The organism is Pseudomonas sp. IT-P176, assembly GCF_949767245.1.
Lineage (GTDB): Bacteria > Pseudomonadota > Gammaproteobacteria > Pseudomonadales > Pseudomonadaceae > Aquipseudomonas.
In genome coordinates this window covers 1-20,908 of sequence record NZ_CATKPN010000062.1, presented here as the reverse complement: position 1 = coordinate 20,908, position 20,908 = coordinate 1, and the positions used below count along the sequence as shown (strand labels likewise).

The 20,908-nt window shown below is 63.9% G+C and carries 14 protein-coding genes; 1 reads left to right on the top strand and 13 read right to left on the bottom strand.

What is annotated here, in order from left to right; translation table 11 throughout:
* Nucleotides 1-4 precede the first annotated feature (4 nt).
* The 13 genes from ACM6IP_RS18650 to ACM6IP_RS18590 form a co-directional block, all read right to left on the bottom strand.
* Nucleotides 5-1,153, bottom strand: a complete 1,149-nt coding sequence (locus ACM6IP_RS18650; protein WP_095171865.1) for an acyl-CoA dehydrogenase family protein — start codon at nt 1,151-1,153, stop codon at nt 5-7.
* Nucleotides 1,154-1,165: 12 nt separating this feature from the next.
* Nucleotides 1,166-2,359: an acyl-CoA dehydrogenase family protein gene (locus ACM6IP_RS18645; protein WP_401131199.1), complete on the bottom strand. Its 1,194-nt coding sequence runs from the start codon at nt 2,357-2,359 to the stop codon at nt 1,166-1,168.
* Between the two features lie 77 nt (nt 2,360-2,436).
* Nucleotides 2,437-3,522 (bottom strand): Zn-dependent alcohol dehydrogenase, encoded by a 1,086-nt coding sequence (locus tag ACM6IP_RS18640; protein ID WP_414862052.1) that lies wholly within the window; start codon nt 3,520-3,522, stop codon nt 2,437-2,439.
* A gap of 33 nt (nt 3,523-3,555) precedes the next feature.
* Entirely contained in the window at nt 3,556-4,908 is a 1,353-nt protein-coding gene (locus ACM6IP_RS18635; RefSeq protein WP_414862051.1) for a coniferyl aldehyde dehydrogenase, read from the bottom strand.
* Nucleotides 4,909-5,040: 132 nt separating this feature from the next.
* A complete protein-coding gene (locus ACM6IP_RS18630) occupies nt 5,041-7,152 on the bottom strand; it encodes a LuxR C-terminal-related transcriptional regulator (RefSeq protein ID WP_414862050.1) in 2,112 nt (703 codons plus the stop codon).
* Between the two features lie 134 nt (nt 7,153-7,286).
* A complete protein-coding gene (locus tag ACM6IP_RS18625; RefSeq protein WP_159996099.1) occupies nt 7,287-8,654 on the bottom strand; it encodes a DUF1329 domain-containing protein in 1,368 nt (455 codons plus the stop codon).
* 26 nt (nt 8,655-8,680) lie between these two features.
* Complete coding sequence (locus ACM6IP_RS18620; protein WP_095171856.1) at nt 8,681-10,510, bottom strand: DUF1302 domain-containing protein; 1,830 nt, start codon at nt 10,508-10,510, stop codon at nt 8,681-8,683.
* Nucleotides 10,511-10,682: 172 nt separating this feature from the next.
* Nucleotides 10,683-11,894 (bottom strand): lipid-transfer protein, encoded by a 1,212-nt coding sequence (locus tag ACM6IP_RS18615; RefSeq protein ID WP_414862049.1) that lies wholly within the window; start codon nt 11,892-11,894, stop codon nt 10,683-10,685.
* Nucleotides 11,895-11,923: 29 nt separating this feature from the next.
* The gene (locus ACM6IP_RS18610; protein ID WP_095171852.1) at nt 11,924-13,063 is read right to left on the bottom strand and encodes an acyl-CoA dehydrogenase family protein; all 1,140 of its coding nucleotides are present in this window, start codon (nt 13,061-13,063) and stop codon (nt 11,924-11,926) included.
* A 135-nt stretch (nt 13,064-13,198) separates the two neighbouring features.
* Nucleotides 13,199-14,731 (bottom strand): acyl-CoA synthetase, encoded by a 1,533-nt coding sequence (locus ACM6IP_RS18605; protein ID WP_414862048.1) that lies wholly within the window; start codon nt 14,729-14,731, stop codon nt 13,199-13,201.
* Nucleotides 14,732-14,776: 45 nt separating this feature from the next.
* The gene (locus ACM6IP_RS18600) at nt 14,777-15,217 is read right to left on the bottom strand and encodes a PaaI family thioesterase (RefSeq protein ID WP_159996107.1); all 441 of its coding nucleotides are present in this window, start codon (nt 15,215-15,217) and stop codon (nt 14,777-14,779) included.
* The gene (locus ACM6IP_RS18595; protein ID WP_414862047.1) at nt 15,217-16,773 is read right to left on the bottom strand and encodes an acyl-CoA synthetase; all 1,557 of its coding nucleotides are present in this window, start codon (nt 16,771-16,773) and stop codon (nt 15,217-15,219) included. Before ACM6IP_RS18595 ends, ACM6IP_RS18600 begins: the two co-directional genes overlap by 1 nt.
* Before the next feature lie 59 nt (nt 16,774-16,832).
* Nucleotides 16,833-17,636, bottom strand: coding sequence for an enoyl-CoA hydratase/isomerase family protein (locus tag ACM6IP_RS18590; protein WP_414862046.1), 804 nt, complete (start codon nt 17,634-17,636; stop codon nt 16,833-16,835).
* Nucleotides 17,637-17,945: 309 nt separating this feature from the next.
* On the opposite strand from ACM6IP_RS18590, the gene ACM6IP_RS18585 reads away from it, so the two are divergent.
* Complete coding sequence (locus ACM6IP_RS18585) at nt 17,946-20,744, top strand: LuxR C-terminal-related transcriptional regulator (RefSeq protein ID WP_414862045.1); 2,799 nt, start codon at nt 17,946-17,948, stop codon at nt 20,742-20,744.
* Nucleotides 20,745-20,908 lie beyond the last annotated feature (164 nt).

Genomic DNA, 20,908 nt, shown 5'->3' with positions numbered 1-20,908 from the left:
CCGGTTACGCTGAATATCCCTGCATCAACGTGGTATAGGCCCGCAAATGGTGGTCGTCGTCACCAAATTGCCGCGCGACCATCAGCAGGTGCTTGGCGTGATGAGACAACACGTACTCCCAGGTCAAGCCAATACCGCCATGCAGTTGGATGCCCTGGTCGGCAACAAAACGGCTGGCCCGGCTGACGATGAACTTGGCTGCAGCCAGGATCCGACTGCGCTCGTCACTGTCTTGCTGGTCGGCGACGCAGGCAGCCAGCAGTGTCATCGAGGTGGCCTGGTCGAGTTCGATGTACATCTCCACCATGCGATGTTGCAAGGCTTGGAACTTGCCGATTGGCTGACCGAATTGCTGGCGCGTCTTCAGGTAGTCGAGGGTCAACTGACAGGCCGCTTCCATGCTGCCCTGCGCCTCGGCACACTGCGCGGCGATGCTGCGCCCCTGCTGGTAACGCAGGGCAGGCAGGGCCTGGCCCTCCTCGCCCAGCAGTGAACCGTGGCTGACAAACGTATCCTCCAGGAACAGCTCACAGGCCCTGCGCCCATCAATGGTCGCGAAGTCGCGGCGCCGCACGCCAGGGTCTTGCGGGTCGACCAGGAACAGGCTGATGCCCTGCTCGTCACGCGCCTGGTGGCTGGTGCGCGCCGAGACCAGGATTAGCCCGGCGCTTTGCCCTCCCACCACCACCGACTTGCGTCCCTTGAGTTGCCAGCCACCCGGCACCGCCGTGGCGCTGGTCTGCACGTCATTGAGACAGTAATGGCTTTGCGGCTCTTCGAGCGCCACCGCCAGTTGCAGCGCGGCGCTCCCCAGTCGGGGCAGCACGCTGTGTTTTTGCTCCTCGCTGCCCAGTTGATTGACCAGGCCGCCGGCGAAAATCACCGAGTGCAAGTACGGTTCCAGGCACAGGCCCCGGCCCAGTTCGGTCATCACCAGCATGCTCTCCACGCCACTGCCGGCAAACCCGCCGTAGGCTTCGGCAAAGGGCACGGCGCACAGACCCAGTTCGCCCAATTGCTGCATCAAAGCCGTGCTGAAGCCTGCTTCGCTCTGGCGAAAACCCTCGCGCTGTTCGAAACCGTAGGCGTCGCGCACCAGGCGCGCCGCGGTGTCCTGCAACATCAGTTGCTCTTGTGTCAGTTTGAAATCCATGCCGGGCGCCCCTTAGAGTTCGAGAATCATTTTGGCGATGATGTTCTTCTGGATTTCGTTGGCACCGCCGTAGATCGAGGCCTTGCGTGCGTCCAGGTACTGGTAGGTGGCGGCGCTGCTGTACGCGCTGTGCAGCAGCGGCGCCTGGTCATAACCCAGTTCTTCTTCGATGAAGGGCATGGCGTAGGGGCCAACAGCCTTGCTCATCAGGTAGGTCAGGGCCTGGCGAATCTCGGTGCCACGGATTTTCAGGAACGAACTTTGCGCACCCGCGGCCGCGCCATCGCGAGCGGCGGCCAGGGTGCGCAGGCTGCTCATCTGCGCGGCCATCAGTTGCATTTCGACTTCGGCAATCTGCCCGCGGAACAATGGGTCTTCGAGCAGTGGCCGGCCGTCACGCAGCTCTTGACTGGCGATCTGCTTGAGCCGGTTCAACAGTGCCTTGTTGTGGGCAATCCCGCCGATGCTGGTGCGCTCATGGGTCAGTAGATACTTGGCACAGGTCCAGCCCTGGTTTTCCTCGCCCACCAGGTTGGCCACCGGGACCCGCACGTTGTCAAAAAACACCTCGTTGACTTCGTGCTCTCCGTCGAGGGTGATGATCGGCCGCACGGTGATCCCCGGGGTGCGCATGTCCAGCAACACAAAGGAAATCCCGCGCTGCTGCTGGGCCTGCGGGTCGGTGCGGACCAGGCAGAACATCCAGTCGGCGAAGTGCGCCAGGGTGGTCCAGGTCTTCTGGCCATTGATCACGTAGTGATCGCCATCGCGTACGGCGCGGGTTTTCAGGGAGGCCAGGTCTGAGCCCGCTCCCGGCTCCGAGTAGCCTTGGCACCACCAGTCTTCACACGTAAGGATACGTGGCAGGAAACGCGCCTGCTGCTGTGGCGTACCGAACTTGATCAGCACCGGGGCCACCATTTTCAGGCCGAACGACACCACCTTGGGTGCGCCGGCGGCGAAACACTCTTCCTCGAAGATGTGTTTTTTGACTGCGCTCCAGTCAGTCCCCCCGTGTTCCACTGGCCAGCCCGGTGCCAGCCAGCCCTGGCGGTTGAGGGTCTGCATCCATTGCACCTGGTGCTCTTTGCTCAAGCGCTTGCCCTGGGCAATCCGCTGGGCAAACTGCGCAGGCAACTGCTCACGCAGGAAGGCCCGAACCTCTTCGCGAAAGGCCTGTTCGTCTGCACTGAAATCAATATCCATCCATCCACTCCGTCAGCCGGTGGCGTGCCGACCCGCAGGTCGGCAGCGTGTTCGTGCGTGTTAGGTGCCGAGGCCTGTTACTCGTCGAAAATGACCACCGAACGCGCCAGTTCGCCACGGCGCAGCTCATCGAAGGCCTGGTTGATCTGCTCGAGCTTGATGCGCTGGGAGATCATTTCGTCGAGCTTGAGCTTGCCGGCCATGTAGAAGTCCACCAGGCGCGGCATGTCCACCGGGAACCGGTTGGAGCCCATCAACGAGCCCTGGATACGCCGCTCATGCAGCAGTTGCAGCGGGTCCAGTTCGATTTTCAGGCCAGGCTTGAGCATGCCGATCACGGTGGCGGTGCCGCCGCGTGCAAGCATGGCAAAGGCCTGTTCGGCGGTCTGCTTCAGGCCGATGCATTCAAATGAGTGATGCACCCCGCCACGGGTCAACTCCAGCACTTGCTTGGCGGCATCACCGTCCTTGCCATTGACCAGGTCGGTGGCACCGAACTGGCGAGCCAGTTGCAGTTTCGAATCGAGCATGTCGATGGCAATGATCCGCCCTGCCCCGGCCAACGCCGCGCCATTGATGGCCGCCAGGCCAATGCCGCCACAACCGATCACGGCCACGGTTTCACCCGGGCGCACCTTGGCGGTGTTGAACACCGCACCGGTACCGGTGGTCACCGCACATCCCAGCAGTGCGGCACGGTCCAGGGGCATGTCCCGCCGGATCGCCACGCAGGCGTTCTCATGCACTAGCATCTGCTCGGCAAAGCCGGACAGGTTGACGAACTGGGGAATGGGTTTGTGCACATAGGTCAGGCGTGATTCCTCGTCGGTCCCGCGCTTGGTTTCCGGTGATACGCAGCGCGCCAGGTGGCCGGTCACGCAGTGCTCACAGTGGCCGCAGAACACGGTCAGGCAGGTCACTACGTGGTCGCCGGGCTTGACCGAGCGCACCTCGCTCCCGACCTGCTCGACTACCCCGGCGGCCTCGTGCCCCAGGACCAGCGGGCCCGGGTACGGGAACGAACCATCGATCACATGCAGGTCGGAGTGGCACACACCCACCGCCCGGGTACGAATCAGCACTTCACGTGGGCCGGGCTTGCTGATGCCCACTTCTTCGATGACCAGCGGGGCGCCTACCTGATGGAATACGGCAGCTTTCATTAGACTTTTCTCGTGAGTAAGGGATGGAAAGACTCAGGCCGGTTGCTGCGGTGTGCGCAACACGGCTTTGGCGTGGCTGAAAGTGCGGAACCCGTCGATACCGTGATAGGCTCCCATGCCACTCTGGCCAACGCCGCCAAACGGCAGGCTGTCGAGGCTGGCATGGCTCAGTACGCCATTGAGTGTCACGCCGCCAGAGCAGGTGCGGCTCAGGACCTGGGCCTCTTCCTCGGCGTCTTGACCGAAGTAATACAGCGCCAGCGGGCGCGGTCGGGCGTTGATGAAGGCGATCACCTCGCTGAGTTGGTCGTAGGCCTTGACCGGCAGCAGCGGGCCGAAGATTTCGTCCTGCATCACTTGCAACTCATCGCCAGGATCGCGCAGCAAGGTCGGCACGATTTTGTTGTGCGCGGCCTGGCTGAAATCCTCGGCGGCCGGGTTCAGCTCCACCAACTCGACTCCCGCCGCGCGCGCTTGGCTCAGATAGCCCTGCAGACGCGCGTAGTGCCGAGCGTTGATGATGGAGGTGTACTCGGGGTTGTCCTTGAGGGTCGGCAGGAAACCCGCGACCACGGCCTTGGCGACCGCGATGAAGGCATCCATCGATTCCCGCGGTACGAACACATAGTCCGGGGCGACGCAGAGTTGACCGGCGTTCAGCAACTTGCCAACCACCACCTTGGCGACTGCCGCCTTGAAGTCGGCCGTACGGCCGATGATCACCGGGGACTTGCCGCCCAGCTCCAGGGTCACCGGCACCAGGTGTTCGGCCGCCGCCCGCAGCACATGCTTGCCGATGCTGGTGGCGCCGGTGAACAACAAGTGATCGAAGGGCTGGCCACAGAAGGCCTGGCCGGTTTCGGCATCGCCCAACACCACCGCCACTTCACGCTCGTCATACACCGAATGGATCAATCGGGCGATCAGGGCCGAGGTGTGCGGGGTAAATTCCGACGGTTTGATCATCACCCGGTTGCCGGCGGCCAGGGCCCCGGCCAGGCCACTGAACACCATGTAGCCGGGCACATTCCAGGCCGTGACGATGCCGACCACACCCAATGGCTGATACTGCACAAACGCTTGACCCTGGGCGGCATGCCGCGCCTGGGGCTGCATCCACTCGCGCAAGTGCTGCTTGGTCTGCTTCAACATGGCCAGGGGCGACAGCACTTCACTGGCGCGCGAGAACGTCGGGCTGCGATGGCCGAAGTCCGCCGCCAGGGCCTCGACGATCTCCTGTTCGTGATTGACCAGCAGGCCGATGGCCCGGTCGATCAGCTCACAGCGCTCTTCGACGCTGTAGGGCTCGCGGTCCAGGAAGGCCGCTCGCTGCAGGTCCAGGATGGTGCGGATATCCTGGGTCGTGGCTCGTTCAATGGCGCTCATCAGTCGCTTTCCTCTTGTTGTCGAGACACAGGCTCCCGAGCGACCCCGTGTCGGCTTCCTTGCATGGTTGATCATCACCTGGCGCAGGCCGCCACCCGGATCAGGTGGTGGGCGGGAAAAAGGCCAGGGGCCTCAAGCCAGGATGCCCATGGCCTTGGCGCTATTGATCGCCTGCGTCCGACGGCAGGCGCCAAGCTTGACGTTGATGTTCTTGGCGTGGGTTTTAACGGTATTGACCGAGATGAACAGACGGCTGCCCACCTCGCGCACCGACATGCCTTCGGCCAGCAGTTTGAGCACCGAGACCTCGCGGGGTGTCAGGCCATCCTGGTAGTCCGGCACGCTGCTGCGCGACTCAAGCCGTTGTGCACTGGCCTCCCGTTCAAGTCGCTGCACCCGGTGCCTATGCTCGGCGATAGGTCGCTGGTAGCACGCGCGATCGATCCGCGCCCAGTGCATGCGCCGCTCAGCTTCGTCCAGGTGCAGTTGGGCCTGGTCGAATGCCTGGCCGTGGGCCGCGATTTGCGCTAGCAGCAGGTAGGCGCTGAGCACGAATGGCGCACAGCAATCGCCGACCTGTACCAGGCCCTCGTGCACCCGTTGTTCGGCTTCGCCCAAGCGTCCCTGCTGCACTGACAGCTCGGCCTGCTGCAGCAACAGGCGACCGCGTAACGGACAGGCTACTGTCCGGGTGCCGGCCATGTGCTCAAGCTCGCTGTGCAACAACGACTGCGCCTGATGCGCGTGGCCCTGGAGCATCAGCAGGCGCGCCCGATCGCTGTTGACCAACACCTCGGCCTCTCGGCTGCCCTGGCGGCGGGCCAGTTCCAGCGATTGCTCCAGCAGCGCCTGCGCCTCGGTCAGTTCGCCACGATGCATCGCATCGCGCGCCAGCATGCAGTGACACAGCAGGATCGATAGCCAATCCTCGCGGTTGAGTTGCTGGCGCGCGGCCTGGCAATGCAAGCGTGCCTGTTCGCTGTCGCCGCGCAGGGCGTGCAAGGTGCCGAACAATGCTTGCCAGTTCGCCAGCAGACGTTGGTTGCGCCGGGGGTTGGGCAAGGGCAGGAATCGGCTCAACTGTTGCAGGCAAGCCTGGGCTTCATCCAGCCGACCGCTGAACAGCAACGCCTTGGCACTCAGGTAGATCAGCCGCGGGCTGCTTTCCAGCAGGTGCGGTGCCATTCGCTCGCGCCAGGTCATGAGCCGGCCCAGGTGCTGTTCGCGCAAGATCCAGGTCAGCCACAAGCCCTCCATGTAGCTGGCGGCGACTTCCGGTTGCTCTGCGCGCAGCGCCTGCTCGATCGCATCATCCAGGTGTCCCAGGGCGCTGAGTGCCTGGCAGGCGCGCAAGCGCAGACGATTCAACGGGGCCGCCGGCAAGCGTTCCTGTAGCGCCTGGGCCACGGCCGGTATCAGGCAAGACCACTGCGGCTGGTGCTCCAGCGGGATTAACAATGCCTGGCAGTCGTTCAACTGGGTAAACACCCGCGCCCCTCCCTGGCCCTCCCAGAGTTGCTCGCAAAGCTCGGCGCTGGCCTTGGACAGGTGCGCCAGGCCAAACAACACCTGTTGCTGGTCCTCGGTAAGGCGTGCCAGCAACTCCCGCTCCAGGTACTGCACCAGCACCGCGTGGGGTTGCTCGGGGCGATAGGTTTGCGTGACGAACGCTGGCAACAGCAGCCGCAGACCCGCGCACCAGCCTGCCGTTGCCTGCCACAGTTGTTGGCGGATGATGGTGTCGCTATCAGGTGCCAGCAGGCTGACCAAGGCATCGGACTCCTCGCGGCGCAGCGCCAGTTGCCGGGCGTCGAGTTCCAGCAACTGGCCCATCAGCACCAAGCGCGCCAGGTTCCAGTCGGGACGCCGGCGACAGGTGACCAGCACCTGCAGGCGCGGGTTCGCCAGGGCCAAAAGGCGGTCGAACCACAGGTTCAGTTCCGCCGGCATGAACGCCGGCACGTCGTCGAACACCAGGTGCAGCGTACCCGCCCGCTCGATCCAGGCCAGCAGCGCCTCGGGGGAGGATTGCGAGCTTAGTCCCAGGGCCTCGGCCAGCTTTGCGCTGCAGGTTTGCAGGGTTTGCGGCTGCCCGCCGAGGGCCAGCCACACCACGTTTGTGACGGGTTCCAGGTAATGGCGCAGCAACTGCGTCTTGCCGAAGCCTGGGGGTGCGCACAGCAGTTGCAAGCGGCGCTGCTCGCGCCTGAGCAGGGTGCAAAGATGCGGCCGGGGCACAAACATGGCGGACCTCGCTGATGATTGATGCCATCCATCATTGGCCCCGATGCCCGCCTGCGCCCCACCCGGATCAGGTGGTTGCCCCCCAATGCACGACGCCCTGCAAGGCAGGGCGTCGTGGGGCTGGTGGGTCGGGTCTAGCGAATGCCGGCGTTACGCAGTGCCGAAGGGGTGAAGTCGTTCATTTTTGCGGTTGCGCCGTAGGTCGTTGCGTGCTTGGACTCGTTGGTCATGGCCAGGACGTTGTAGCGCCCGGCGATCAGGTCATAGATGCCGATCATCGCGTAGTTGGCGGCACCGCGCTCGTAATCGTTGAAGGCCAGGCCTTCGGCGACGCGCCAGAGTTGCCCGCGACCGTCATAGTGATCGACTTCGGCCAACTGCCAGGTGTCTTCGTCAAAGTACATGTCACGCTTGGCATAGATATGCCGCTGCCCTGGTTTGAGTGTTGCCTCGACGTGCCAGACCCGGTGCAACTCGTAGCGGGTCAGGTCCTGGTTGATGTGCCCAGGCTTGATGATGTCGTCGTATTTGAGCTTGGGCGATTGCAGCCGGTAGTTGTTATAGGGGATGTAGAGTTCCTTCTTGCCTACCAGTTTCCAGTCGTAGCGATCCGGCGCCCCGTTCATCATGTCGGTGTTGTCGGTGGTGCGCATGCCGTCGCCGCCGCTGCCCGGACCGTCGTAGGCCACTTGCGGTGCGCGCCGCACGCGCCGTTGCCCGGAGTTGTAGACCCACGCCAGGCGCGGCTCCTTGACCTGGTCGATGGTCTCGTGAATCAGCGTCACGTTGCCGGCCAGGCGCGACGGCGCGGTAATTTCCTGCTTGTAGAAATACAGCACGTTATCCGCCTGCCCCGGCGGCACGCCTTCGACCTGCTGCGGATAGGCCACCTGGTCTTCGTATTCGACGATGGCGTAGGAACCATTGGTCTGCGGCGCCGCCTGGGCGGCCTGGCGCACCATGTTGCCACCGCGATAACGACTGGTGTGGTTCCAGTAGACCTCGACCCCGCTCTTGGGGATCGGAAACGGGTAGTAACGGGTCTCGGTGAAATTGGCCAGGCCGTTGCCATCGTTGGTCAGTTGGGTGGTGACCGCACTTTTTTTCGCCAGCTCATACACCGACTGGGGTGCAGCCGCTGTGCGCTGGGTCTTGTAGACGGGGATCTTGTAGCTGTCCGGGTAGCGCTTGAACATCGCGATCTGCCCTGGAGTCAACTTGTCCTTGTACTGGTCGACGTTGGCCGGGGTAATCACGAACAGCGGTTTGTCTGCGGCAAAGGGATCGCCGAGAAAGCCGTTGTCCAGGGGCGCCGCGCCGCTTTTCAGGCCGCCGCTCCAGGCCGGGATGGTGCTGTTGGCATTGCCTTCCTTCTGCGCGCCCAGCGGGGTCAGGCTGGTGCCCAGTTGCGCCGCTTCCTCTGGGGAAACCGCAGCCATGACGCTGCCGGCCAGCAATGACAGACTCAATGCGCCAGTGCGCAAAATGAAAAGTGCATTCATGTTCAGGTACCTCTGCCAGGAGAGCATCAGAAATTCACGCCGAAGCTGAGCGCGACATAGTCGCGGTCGACGTTGGTATTAAAATCGCCGCCAAAGTAGTTGGTGTAACTGAGGCTGGCGGTGTAGGCGTTCTGGTAGTCAGCGTCGAGGCCGAGGCTGACTGCCTTGGATCCTTCGTCGAAGTTGGGGCCATAACCGGAAACGTCATGGGACCAGGCCACGTTCGGCGACAGGTTGATCCCGGCCAGGGCGTTGGGGTAATCCAGCTTGCCGCGCAGGCGATAGCCCCAGCTGTTGCTGGTGTAGAAGCCATCGTCGTTGCACTCCTGGGCCGGATTGCTGGCGGTCGGCGTACCGGCCGCCGAACCGCGGCAGGTGGCCAGGCCAGCGCTGCCCACAAGCTCGCCGGAACCGAACGCCGGGCTGCGCCCGAAACGCAGGTCCGTGCCGTCGGCCCGGCCCAGCCCGTTGATGTGGTTGTAGCCCACCTCCCCGACCACGCTCAGGCGGCTGGCGCCCAGCACCTGGTCAAAGAACTGAGTCACGGTCATCTGGGCCTGGGTCACGGGCATGCGCTTGTAGCCATTGACCTCGGCGCCCAGGTTGCGCCCGGCGAAGCCGGTGGTGATCAATGGCGAGGTCGCGCCGAAGGTCGCGGCGGACAGCAGGTCGGCGGTGTTCAACTGCAGCGGCATGTTCGGCCGGTAGCTGACTTCACCCGCGAGCGACACCCCCTCGACGTTGGTCTGGAAACTCAGGCCGTACAAACGGATATCTTCCGGATAATCGATGAAGTAGCGGGTGCTGCGGGCAGAAGCCAGACCACCGGCCGGGCTGGTCATCTGGTTGATGCTCAAGTACGGGTTACGGCTGTGATAGTTCAGCGCGTAGGCGCCGAACTCGGTGTCGTTGGCCTCGGGCACGAACCAGCGCAGCGCCAGGCCATACTGACCACTGTCGCGGGCGTCGTGGTCGGGCAAGCGCCCGATGTAGGCATTGTCGGTCCCGGCCGCGATCGCCCCCAGGCCGCCGGTGTTCTGCGCAACGCCCGGCGGCAGGTCGAGACCTGCGACCACCAGGCGGTCATTGCAGCCTTGCGGGACGCCATCGCTGCCAAAGAACGTACCGCAGTTGTCGACCACCGACTTGTCCCACTCCAGCTGGTAGAAGGCCTCGGCAGTAATGTTGTCAGCCAGGCCTTGGGACACGTAGAGCAGATTGACCGGAATCAGCCCTTCCTTGACCTCGGCGCCGGGACGTCGCAAGGCCGCCACGTCCACCGGGTTGATGCTGTTGATCGAGTTGCCGATGAAGGTGCTCTCGCCCCAACTCACCACCTGCTTGCCGAGCCGCACGTTGCCGACCTGATCGCCGAGGTTGTAGTTGTGGTAGACGAAGCTGTCCAGAAACATCGCCCCGGAGGACTTGGCGGCACGATCGCGCCCGCTGTCGTCGATGTCGTAGAACGGCCGGTGCTCGTCCATCAGCTCGAAGTCATACCAGTACTTGCCACGCACGAAGGCGCCGCTGTCGCCGTACTTCAGTTCCAGGTCATGCACGCCCTTGAAGATCTTCGAGAAGGTCTCGCCCTTCTTGAAGTTCAGGCGGTTGTCATCGGTGGTGCGCGAGGCCGACTGACCGGACTTGCCCTGGGAGTTGAAGTTGGAAATGAACGCGGAGTCGGGATCAGCCACCGACCAACTGGCACCAATCGATAAGGACGAATCGAAACTGCCCTGGATCTCGCCGATATTAAAATCGACCGCCTGAGCCGAGGGGCTCGCGGTGGTGGCGACGGTCACAGCTACGGCCAGCAGACTTGGCTGGAAGACGCCGCGCATTGTTGTTCTTGTCATGCGGTTTCTCCGGTTAAGGATCACGTGTTGGAGCGTCCATGCTAGTGAGGTGGCGGTGAGGCCCTGACACCCGAATGGGTGATTTGATGCGACTTTGTCGAACAATCCCGGCGTGCTTTGTCAGGGCACACCGGGCGGCGTTACCTTGGGTGACAGTCGAAGCCGGTCTGGCTCAATGGGTACCTGCGCTGACCCTGCCGTACAGCGTCACCACGCAAGCCCCGCCCAGACCCAGGTTATGCGCCATGGCCAGGCGCGCACCTTCGACCTGGCGCTGCTCGGCATTGCCGCGCAATTGCTGGGTCAGCTCGTAGCACTGCGCCAGGCCAGTGGCGCCCAACGGGTGCCCCTTGGACAGCAAGCCGCCGGACGGATTGATAACGATTTGCCCGCCGTAGGTGTTGTCGCCGTCCATGACAAATTGTTCGGCGCCGCCTTCAGGGCAGAACCCCAGGGATTCGTAGCAGATCACTTCGTTCTGGGCGAAGCAGTCGTGCAGCTCGCAGACATCGATGTCCCGCGGGCCGACGCCGGCTTTTTCGTAGACCTGGTTCACGGCAGCGTGGGTCATGTGGGTGCCCACCCAGTCCAGCAACGACGGTTTTTCGAAGTTGAATGACTCCGGCGTATCGGTGGTCATCGCCTGGGCAACGATTTCGACGTCGCGGCGCAGGCCGTGCTGGCGGGCAAAACGTTCCGACACCAGGATTGCCGCCGCTCCCCCACAGGTCGGCGGGCAGGCCATCAGGCGGGTCATAACCCCTGGCCACAGCACAGGGTCGGCCATCACGTCTTCGGTGCTCAGCACTTTGCGAAACAACGCCAGGGGATTATTGGCAGCGTGCCGGCTGGCCTTGGCGCGCACCGCAGCGAAGGTCTCCATGCGGGTGCCGTACTTGTGCATGTACTCGCGTCCGGCGCCGCCGAAGGTACGCAGCGCCTGGGCCATGTCGCTGCCGACGTCGGCGGTCAGGCCCCGCAGGATCGGCAGGAAACGTTCGCGGGTTGGCGGGCGGTCGTCCCAGTGGGATTTCAAGGCCCCGGCCTGCATCTGTTCGAAGCCGACCGCCAGCACGCAATCGGCCGAACCCGACTCGATCGCCTTGCGCGCCAGGTACAGCGCGGTGGAGCCGGTGGAGCAATTGTTGTTGACGTTGACCACCGGGATCCCGGTCATGCCCACTTCATAGAGCACGGTCTGGCCGCAGGTGGAGTCGCCATAGACGTAGCCGGCGTACGCTTCCTGCACCAGGTGGTAACCGATTCCGGCATCGGCCAGGGCACGACGCACGGCTTCGGCGCCCATCTGCACATAGGTCGGGCTGGCACTGGGCTTGCTGAACGGGATCATGCCAACGCCTGCCACCAATACTTTTTCGCTCATGCTGTCACCTGCAACTTGAAGGGGAAGGATCAAAGCTGGCGTGCGATCAACTCACGCAGCACTTCACTGGTACCGCCGAAGATGCGGGTCACGCGCATGTCGACGAAGGCCCGGGCAATCGGGTACTCGAGCATGTAGCCGTAGCCACCGTGCAGCTGGACCATGTCGTCGATGCACCGGCACAGGGTCTCGGTGGCGTACAGCTTGGCGATGGCCGATTCCTGCACGGTGAGGCGCCGGCGCATGTGTTCGCCGATGTAGTGATCGATCATCAGGCGCACGGCCGTGGCCTGGGCCTTGATGTCGGCGAGTTTGAATTTGGTGTTCTGGAAGTCCCAGACCGTTTGGTTGAAGGCTTTGCGGTCCTTGACGTACTCAAGGGTCTGCTCAAGCATGCGTTCGAGTTTGGCCGCGCTGTACAGGGCGATCACCAGGCGTTCCTGCGGCAGCTCTTCCATCAAGTGCATGAAGCCCTTGTTCTCCTCACCCAGCAGGTTGCCTACCGGCACTCGCACATCGTCGAAGAACAGCTCGGCGGTGTCGGCAGCGGCCTGGCCGACCTTGTCCAGCTTGCGCCCGCGACGAAAGCCCGCACGGTCGCACTCGACCATGATCAGGCTGCAGCCCTTGGCGCCGGCGCTCGGGTCGGTCTTGCACACCACCACGACCATGTCGCAGGTCAGGCCGTTGCTGATGAATGTCTTGCTGCCATTGATCACCCACTCGTCGCCGTCCCGCACGGCGGTGGTGCGAATAGCCTTGAGATCGGAACCAGTGCCCGGCTCGGTCATCGCCACGGCCAGCACGGTTTCGCCGGTGCAGATTTTCGGCAACCATTGTTGCTTCTGCGCCTCGGTGCCCAGGCGCACGATGTAGGGGGCGACGATGTCCGAATGCACGCCCAGGCTCCAGCCGGAGACGCCCGAGCGGTACAGCTCCTCAATCAGCACCGCCGAATGACCGAAGTCACCGCCCCCCCCGCCGTACTCGGTCGGTACCGTCAGGCACAGCAGGTTATGGCGCCCGGCCTTGAGCCAGGTTTCCCGGTCCACGTGCCCGGCCTTGTCCCACTGCGCCTGAAGCGGAAGGCATTCGCGCTCAAAAAAACGCCGCGCCGATTCGCGCAGCATCTCGTGGTCTTCTCGGTAGACAGTACGGTTGATATGCATCGGATTCTCCAGTGAGTGGCCAAGCAGGCGTGTGCTTGGTTCATGGAGCCAATGTAGTGAGCCGGCTGACGCAAGGGGCCACCCGGATCGGGTAGCAGCCGCCGGACCTGCCCGGTTGCGAGCCTGGCCCCGAGGCTACTGGAAGGCCGCGCGCAGTTCGCGCTTGAGCACTTTACCGGCGGCCGACAGCGGCAGCGTTTCGCGGAACTCGATGCTTTTTGGGCACTTGTAGCCCGCGATGAATGCGCGGCAATGACGACGCAATTGGTCTTCGTCGACCTGGGCGCCGGACTGGCGCACGACCACGGCATGCACCGCCTCGCCCCACTGTGCATGGGGGATGCCGATCACCGCGCACTGGGCCACCGCCGGATGGCGCGCCAGCACGTTCTCGACCTCGGCCGAGTAGATGTTTTCACCGCCACTGACAATCATGTCCTTGAGCCGGTCGACGATGAACAGGTAGCCCTGCTCGTCCATATAGGCGCCGTCTGCGGTGTACAGCCAACCGTTACGCAGGGCCTGGGCGGTTTCCTCGGGTTTGTTCCAGTACCCCTGCATCACGTTCGGCCCGCGCACGATGATTTCGCCCACGGTACCGCGGGGCACCTCCTGGCCCTGGGGGTCGACGATTTTCACCTGCAACCCCAGCCCGCCACGCCCCACCGAGCGCGATAGCCCGCTCGCGCGCGCCGATGCACTGTGATTGCACGGCAGGTTGCTGGAGACCACCGGACAGGCTTCGGTCAGCCCATAGGAGTGGGACAATTCAAGCGCTGGAAAGCGTGCCAGCAGGCGCTCGACCATCTCCCCGGCACTGGGGGAAGCGCCGTAGGTCAAGCGTTGCAGGCTGCTGAGGTCATACCGCGACAACGCGCGATGGTCCAGCAGCGCCAGGATCATGGTCGGCACTAGCAGGGTCTCGCTGATCCGCTCGCGTTCGATCACCTGCAGCACCGCCAGGGGTTCGAAGCTCGACACCAGCACATGGCACTCGCCGGCCAGGAACTGGATCAGCGCCCGGGCCATGCCGGCGACGTGGAACAGCGGCGCCACCTGCAACAGCCGGCCGCCGGGTATCGGCGGCATGTCGACCATGCGTGGCATGCACGCCGACCACAGATTCAGGTGCGACTGCATGACCCCCTTGGGAAAGCCGGTGGTGCCACCGGTGTACATGATGCACGCCAGGTCCTCGCCGCCCCGACCGGCGTCGGCCATTGGCCTGGCCTGGGCAATCAACTCGTCGAAGCCGAGCATGCCGGCGGGTGTTGGTCCTTCCCCGGCGTAGATCAAGCACGGCGCATTGCGCGCACCCGCGCGGATGGCGTCGGCCAGGGCGAGGAAATGCTCGTCGATGATCAGGATCGCCGTGTCGCAATCGTCCAGCGCGTAGACGATTTCTGCCACGCTCCAGCGGGTGTTGACCGGGTTGAGCACCCCGCCACCCCACCACACTCCCATGATGTATTCCAGGTAGCGGTCGGAGTTGAGCGCCAGCATCCCGACCCGGTCCCCCGGGGCCATGCCCAGCTCGCACAAGGCGCTCGCCAGGCGCGCCACGCGCCCGGCGAACTGGCGATAGGTCTGGCGGCGCGCGCCGAAAATCGTCGCCATCTGCTCTGGCGTCTGCTGCAGCGTGCGCTGCAGGCATAAAGTCATGTACATGGGTTTCACCCTTGCGTCAGGAGGGCGCAGGCTACGCCCAGCGGATCATTCGGCGTGCGGCAGTGGGTGTTTCCAGCGCGTGAACACGCCGTTGCTGCGCAGCACCAGGCGCTCTCCGACCAGCAGTCGGCAACTGGCATTGATCAGGCTGCTGCCGGCCTTGTGGATTTCGACGTGGGCTTCGAGCCAGTCGCCTTCGCGCACTGCGCCCAGGTAGTCGAGGTTCAAATTGACGGTGATGGCCGCCCGCTCCATCACCAGCAGGCGGCGGAGCATCATCCCAAAGGCGCTGTCGGCAACCGTGGCAAGGAAACCACCATGGGCAATGCCCACGTAATTAAGGTGCCGGCCCAGGACACGCACCGCCAGGACCGGCCGTTCATGGTGAATGTAAAACTCGGCACAACCACTGAGGAACTTCGAAGCGCCCTGCACCGGTGAAAATCCTTCGGGGACCGAGCTCACACCACGGCTGGGCGTCTCCATCAACTGACGCTCCGGTCTTTGCCCTGCCAGAACGGCTCGCGCAGGTCACGCTTGAGAATCTTGCCCGCGCCGGACAGCGGCAGGGCTTCGCGGAACTCCACCGACTTGGGGGTCTTGTAGCCCGCGATCAACCGCCGACAGTGCTCCATGATCTCCGCATCGGCCGCCTGGTTGCCCGGCTTCAGCACGACGACCGCATGCACCGCCTCACCCCACTGCTGGCACGGGATACCGATCACCGCACACACCGCCACAGCCGGATGACTGGCGATCGCACTCTCCACTTCACCGGAGTAGATGTTCTCGCCGCCGCTGACAATCATGTCCTTGAAGCGGTCGACAATGTACAGGTAGCCGTCCTCGTCCATGTAGGCACCGTCCCCGGTATGCATCCAGCCTCCGCGCAAGGCCTGGGCGGTTTCCTCGGGTTTGTTCCAGTACCCGAGCATGATGTTCGGGCCACGGACAATCACTTCGCCCACGGTGCCGCACGCAACTTCGTTGTCGTGTTCGTCGACAATGCGCACTGTCACTCCCAGCCCCGGGCGCCCGGCCGAACGCAAGCGGCCATTGGCAATCCCTTCGGCGCTGTGATTCTGCGGACCATTGGCGCTGATCGGCGGCGCCGCTTCGGTCATGCCATAGCCCTGGGTGAATTCGACATTGGGCAGGGCCTTGAGCGCCAGTTCCAGCAACGGCACGGCAATCGGCGAGGCGCCGTAGGTCAGGCTGCGCAGGCTACTGAGGTCATGGCGAGCAAAGTCCGGGTGCATGATCAGCGCCTGGAGCATGGTCGGCACAATCAGGATATCGCTGATGCGCTCGCGCTCGATGGTGCGCATCACGTCCGAGGCATCAAAAGCCGGGACAAACACACTCGGCAGCCCGATCAGCGAGATCAGGATCACCCGGGACAACGCCGCCAGGTGGAACATGGGCGCGATGTGCAGGGTCATGGCATCCGCCGGCACCGGCACATCCGCTGCACGCGCCACGGCCGCCGACCACAGGTTCATGTGTGACTGCATGACGCCCTTGGGCTGGCCGGTGGTGCCCCCGGTGTAGAGGATACTGGCCAAGTCCTCGCCACCGCGAAAGGCATCATCCACCGGCGCGTTGTCGCGAATCAGCTGCTCGAACGAGAGCATGCCTGCCGGTGCCGAGCCATCGCCGACGTGAATCAGCAATGGTGTGACTCGGGCCGAGGCCGAGATCGCCGGCGCCAGGGGCAGGAAGGTGTCGTCGATGAACAGAATGCGGGTGTCGCAGTCATCCAGCGAATAGACAATCTCCGCGACGCTCCAGCGAATGTTCACCGGGTTGACCACGCCACCGCCCCACCAGGTGGCGAGGAAGTATTCGAGGAAGCGGTCGCTGTTCAGGCCCAGCAGGCCAACACGATCACCGGCTTGCATGCCGAGCTTTTGCAGGGCACCGGCCAGGCGCGCGACACGATCGGTCATTTGCGCGTAGCTCTGGCGTCGGTCACGAAATACCGTGGCCAGGGCATGGGGCTGTTGCTGCGCCATGCGGTGCAGTCCTTGAGTCAGGTACATATGAGTCTCCTGTAATTGTTGCTGTCAGGTCGGGACACATGCAGCGCGGTCTGGGGATTTCAGGTCCCGGTGTACTTGGGTGCACGCGTTTGGGCGAATGCCAGGCGGCCTTCGGCGAAGTCCTGGCTGTCACGCAGCAGGCCCCAGTGCAGGTTGGCTTGGCTGACAAAGTCCCGCGCGGGCAGATGGGCGGTCTGCACCGCCAGTTGTTTGATCGATTGCACCGCCAGCGGACCGTTGCCGGCGATCCGCTCCGCCAGTTGCAGTGCCACGGCTTGCAGCTGCCCGGCGGGCACCAGGTCACTGACCAGGCCAATGCGCAAGGCTTCCTGGGCATTGATCGGCTCGCCAGTCAGGGCCATTTTCATCGCGTGCGCCGAACCTACCGCACGCAGCAGGTACTGCACGCCACCCGCCGAGGGGATGGCGGCCATGCGCACTTCCGGCAGGCCGAATGAGGCGCCGTCAGTGGCAATTCGCAGATCACACTGCAACGCCAGTTCAAGGCCGCCACCCAGGCACAGGCCCTGGATCCCGGCGATCAGCGGTTTCCAGAGGTCCAGGTCACTAAGGTCCAGCAAGCGGTTGTAACCGCCCTCCTCGGCTTCGGTCTCGCGACTTTTCAGGGCCCCTGCGACAAACCCCGGCACCGGGCGCAGGGACTCCTTGAAGTGGGCCCCACAACAAAAGGCGCGCTCACCGGCCCCGAGCAGGACGATGACCCGCACCTGCTCATCGTCCTGGCAGGCACGCAGGGTCTTGCGCAGGTGCATCAGGTCGCCAATGGTCAGGGCGTTGTTGCAATGGGGCGCGTCGAGCGTGACCAGTGCCACGTGTTCGATGATCTTGAATTGAATGGCCATGGGCTAACTCCAGCGCTGCGATGGTCTCTCGATGGGCATGCGGGTGGGCGACCGGCGTTGGCAGCTGGCGGCACTTGTTTTTTTTGTTCGATGCGGCGACGCCGGTGCTCTGTACCAGGCGTCGCTTGCCTATGCCAGCCAGTAGAACAAGCCCCTTTGTCGCGGCCACCACCCACATCGGGTGGCGATTGCCCGCCCCATTGGCTCGGGGTGCAGCCCTGGCCAAACAGAGCGCCATGCGCGGCAAACTCTGCGTTACACTCGGTCCGATTCGAGCACGCCCATAACAAAAATGAATCGGATAGCCTCATGGACAAACACCTCAAGTCCACTGCTTCGGACAGCCCCACGACGGCAAGCCAGTCGCCGATTGTCAGTACCAAGCTGATTCCTCCACGCGGTGCCGCACGCCTGGTCCCCCGTGAGCGCCTGCAGGATCAAATGCTCAAGGCCCGTCGCCAGCGCTGCATCGTGCTCAAGGGACCGGCGGGCTGCGGCAAGACCTCGACTTTGATCGCCTGGCGCCAGGCCCTGTTGCCCCTGGGCTTTGACGTCGCCTGGTTGACCCTGTCTGCCGACGATAATGAGCTGACCCGTTTTCTCGACTATCTGCTGGCCAGCCTGGGCCAGATCGACCCCGCCCTGGTGCACGAAGCGACCCAGCTCGAAGGACGGGGCATCGACAGCGAGGCCGTCGAGCGCACGGTGATCACCCTGGTGCGCAGCATTGCCCGGCGCACCAAAGAGCTGGTGCTGGTGCTCGATGACCTGCATCACCTGACGGACGTGGGCATTCACCAAGCCCTGCAATGGCTGATCGATTACGCGCCGGCCAACCTGCACCTGGCGCTGGTGTCGCGCAGTGCGGTGCCGTTGTCCCTGGCGCGGTTGCGCAGCCAGGAACTGGTTCTGGAGTTGAGCCTGCGCGACTTGCGCTTCACCCCGGCCGAATCCGCGCAGTTCCTCAAGGCACAGTTGGGTGAGATCAATGCCCGTGACGCGCGCTTGATCCATGAGCAGGCCGATGGCTGGGTCGCAGGCATGCAGTTGCTCGCGGTCAGTCGCAAGAACAATCGCCCCCAAGCGGCCACGACCAGCGCCGCGGTACAGACGCTGGTGCGCGACGACCAGGCCTTCGCCCGTTTTTTCGAGATCGAGGTGTTGTCCCACCTGTCGCCCACCGACCTCGACCTGCTGTTGCTCATGGCGGTCTGCAACCGTTTCTGCGCCTCATTGTGCGCGGCCTTGAGCGGTCACCCCCAGGCCGTCGGCGAAGCCAGCGCGCTGTTGGCACGCCTGGAGCGCGACAACCTGTTCCTGATTCCCGTGGACAGCGCCCAGCGTGAAACCTGGTACCGGCTACACCCGCTGCTGCGCGAAACCCTGCTCAAGTACTTCGACTCGCGCAGCCGGGCCGAGCAACAGGCCGTGCATGCGCGGGCATGGGCCTGGTTCCGTGACCAGCAACACCTGGATGAAGCCGTGCACCATGCGGTGATGAGCGGTGATCCCGACGCTGCCGCCGACCTGGTCGAGCAACACGCCGAAGCGCTGTACGCCCATGGCGACCTGCGCATGCTGATCGAGTTGGTACGGCTGTTGCCGGTCGAGCAGGTGCAGGCACGGGTCAAGCTGCGCATCCTCAAGGCCCGCATGCAGCTCTATGCCCGGGACTTCATTGCCTGCGCCAACAGCCTTGATCAACTGCTTCACGACGTCCCCGAACACCAGGTGCATGATCGTTTCATGGTCGCCCTGCTGCGGGCCTCCCTGGCCCTGCAACGGGATGACACCGATGCGGCGATGACGGTCCTGCCGCAATTGCTCGCCCCTCCAGCAGGCAGCAACAGTGTCGCGATCGGCTCCTGCACCAATATCCTGTCCTGGCTTTACATGCACCGCGGTGAATACGAAAAGGCGCGTCAGGTGCAATTCGACCGGCCAGCGTTGCTGATTAACGGCGAGCCCTTCCTCGGGACCTCGGCCGGTAGCCTCCAGGGCCGCTGCATGACCGGGTTGAGCCATGCCCTGGAAGGCCAGATGAAGCAGTCGGAGCGCGTCTATCGGGACGTGATCCACGAAGCGGCCCACTGCGGCAAGGCCGGGACGGATGCGACCTACCTGGCCACCGCGCTGCTGGGCGAGGTGTTGTACGAAACCAACGATGTCGACGTGGCCTTCAAGTTGCTCTCCGGCTGGGTCGACATTCTTGAGCGGATTTCGATACCCGACTCGGTGCTGCGGGTGCTCCAGGTGCTGTGGAAAGTGCAGTGGCTCGCCGGTAACCATCAGGAGGCCTTCGCCTTCGTCGATCGGCTCGACGAATACGCGAGCAAACTCGGGCTGGACCGCTTGCAGGCCTACTGCCTGACCTGGCGGGTGCACTGGCACCTGTTGCTCGACGAACCCGCCGCCGCCCAGGCCAAACTGGCCAGGCTGGAAGCCATCGACGCCCGCCACCCCGACGCCGGACACAGTGCACTCAAGGAAATTCACATCCTGACCGAGAACGCACGGGCCCGCTGGCAGATTCACCAGGGCGACCTCGACGGCGCCTTGCAGCGCATTGAACAATTGATCGACACCTGCGAACGGCATCGTCGGCAACTCGGTGCGGTGCGCCTGCTGGTGTTGAGTGCCGTGATCGAGGCGCGGCGCGGCAACCCGGCTGCCGCGCGCGACAAAGTGCTGCTGGCGCTGCGCCGCGGACAACGCTTCGGGCTGCTGCGCAGCCTGCTCGATGCCCACCCGGACGCCCTTGACCTGATCCTGGAAATCACTCGCCAGGAAACCCTCGACCCAGTCCTGGCGTTTTACGTCGAGCGCTTGCAGGCCGCCCACGTGGCCGTCCCCGCCGCCGTCTCCGGCAAGCCTGCCCAGGCCACGCCGAGCAAACCCCAGGCCAACAGCATCGAACCGCTGAGCGAGCGGGAGATCGAGGTCGTGCGCCTGCTGGCTCAAGCACTGCCCAACAAAAAAATCGCCCGCGCCTTGGGGTTATCGCCGGAAACCGTGAAATGGCATTTGAGCCATATCTACAGCAAGCTTGGCGTCAACAGCCGCGACGAAGCGGTAGCCCGCGTGCGCGACCTGGAGTCCCAGGACTGATAGGCGTACGCATCACGAGCATCGCCATCCCGGCATAGGTATCTACACAACTTTGTGGCGGGCTGTGGGCCGGCCGGGGTGTTGGATTTGGCCGAGTACATATCCATTTCTTCGGTAACGGCCTCCTATGGTTCCGCTTTTACAGCGGCTCACTTTTGGAGGAG